Annotated in this window: 2 protein-coding genes; both read left to right on the top strand. The window is 63.5% G+C overall.

Features of this window, described 5'->3' with window-relative positions; genetic code table 11:
• Positions 1–107 precede the first annotated feature (107 nt).
• Positions 108–1,607, top strand: a complete 1,500-nt coding sequence (gene istA / locus AX756_RS24610; RefSeq protein WP_068318499.1) for an IS21 family transposase — start codon at positions 108–110, stop codon at positions 1,605–1,607.
• Positions 1,604–1,759, top strand: coding sequence for a periphilin-like transcriptional regulatory Lge1 domain-containing protein (locus tag AX756_RS25405; RefSeq protein ID WP_438938422.1), 156 nt, complete (start codon positions 1,604–1,606; stop codon positions 1,757–1,759). The genes istA and AX756_RS25405 overlap by 4 nt, the downstream gene beginning before the upstream one ends.
• Positions 1,760–1,768 lie beyond the last annotated feature (9 nt).

Genomic DNA, 1,768 nt, shown 5'->3' with positions numbered 1-1,768 from the left:
TGTGAATCCCGGTGACAAACTGGTCAGCGGAAACGGTCGGATGATCTGACCGTCGCGGAGTAAGATTCCGCATCTTTCGCCTGAAGCAACCAGCTGAAGGCGGGGAGATGTATGCAGTGGACCTTTACGGACGGGTGCGCCGGGCGTGCCATGTCGACGGGACAAGCAAGAGCGAAGCGGCGCGGGTGTTCGGGATCGATCGGAAGACGGTGGCGAAGATCCTGAAGCACTCCGTGCCGCCTGGCTACCGGCGCTCGAAGCCGCCGGTGCGGCCCAAGCTCGATCCCTTCGTTCCGATCATCGACCAGATCCTGGAAGACGACAAAAGCCAGTTGAAGAAGCAGCGGCACACGGCGAAGCGGATCTTCGAGCGGCTGCGCGACGAGCACGGGTTCACCGGCGGCATCACGATCGTCACCGACTACGTCCGGGAGAGGAAACATCGGTCGCGCGAGGTTTTCGTGCCGTTGGCGCACCCGCCGGGGCACGCGCAGGTGGATTTCGGTGAGGCGGTCGGCGTGATCGGCGGCGTCCGGCGCAAGCTGCATTACTTCGCGATGGCGCTGCCGCACTCGGATGCGCTGTTCATCAAGACTTACCCGGCCGAGACGACCGAGGCGTTCTGCGACGGGCATGTCGCGGCCTTCGCGTTCTTCGGCGGTGTGCCGGCGTCGATCCTTTACGACAATACCACCATCGCGGTGGCGAAGATCCTCGGCGACGGGACCCGCAAGCGCACCCGGGTCTTCTTGGAACTGCAGTCGCATTACCTGTTCGAGGACCGGTTCGGCCGGCCTGGCAAGGGAAACGACAAAGGACACGTCGAGGGAGGGATCGGTTTCGGCCGTCGGAATTTCCTGGTGCCGATCCCACATTTCGAGAGCTTCGAGGCGCTGAACGCCTGGCTGGAGGAACGGTGTCTCGAACGCCAGGATGAAGTGCTCAGGGGGCACGGCGAGACGATCGGAGAGCGTCTCTTGCGGGATCTTGATGCCCTGTTGCCGCGACCGGCCGCGCCCTACGACGCCTGCCACAAGGTCAGTACCCGGGCCACCTCGATCTCGATGGTACGCTACCACTGCAACGACTACTCGGTGCCGGTCGCCTATGCTCATCGCGAGGTCCAGGTCCGCGGTTATATCAGCGAGGTCGTCATCGGTTGCGACACGGAAGTGATCGCGCGGCATCGGCGGTCCTACGAGAAGGCCGACATGATCTTCGATCCGATGCACTTCCTGCCGCTGCTCGAGCAGAAGGTCGGCGCTCTTGATCAGGCAGCACCGCTGCAGGGCTGGGATCTACCCGGCGAGTTTGCCAGGCTGCACCGGTTGCTCGAGGTGCGGATGGGCAAGAAGGGCAAGCGCGAGTACGTGCAGGTGCTGCGGCTCCTCGAGACCTTCGAGATGGACCATGTCCACGGCGCCGTGCGGCAGGCCCTCGATCTCGGGGCAATCGGCTATGACGCCGTCAAGCACCTGGTGCTGTGTCGCATCGAACGCCGGCCGCCGCGGCTCGATCTGGAAATCTATCCCTACCTGCCCCGGGCTCGGGTTCAGACCACGAAGCCGGCCAGCTACATGAGCCTGATCTCCGGGGCGCCATCATGAGCGATACGCCGCAGGTGCTGCTCCAGCATCATCTCAAGAAGCTCAAGCTGCCGACGTTCCAGAGCGAATACGCCAAACTGGCCCGGCAATGCGCGACCGAGGGCAAGGATCATGTCCAGTTGACCTGCCCCCCGGAAAGTCCCTCACCGTGATGTAGAGTT

Source organism: Aliiruegeria sabulilitoris (assembly GCF_001558155.1).
In the GTDB taxonomy this organism is placed as follows: Bacteria; Pseudomonadota; Alphaproteobacteria; order Rhodobacterales; family Rhodobacteraceae; genus Tropicimonas; species Tropicimonas sabulilitoris.
The sequence above is the reverse complement of the archived record's forward strand: the minus strand, read 5'-3'. Positions and strand labels throughout refer to the sequence as shown.

What these genes read in the sequence shown, in the direction of transcription:
- AX756_RS25405 (WP_438938422.1), top strand. Translation starts at nt 1,604, where the DNA reads ATGAGCGATACGCCGCAGGTGCTGCTCCAGCATCATCTCAAGAAGCTC.
- istA (WP_068318499.1), top strand. Translation starts at nt 108, where the DNA reads ATGTATGCAGTGGACCTTTACGGACGGGTGCGCCGGGCGTGCCATGTC.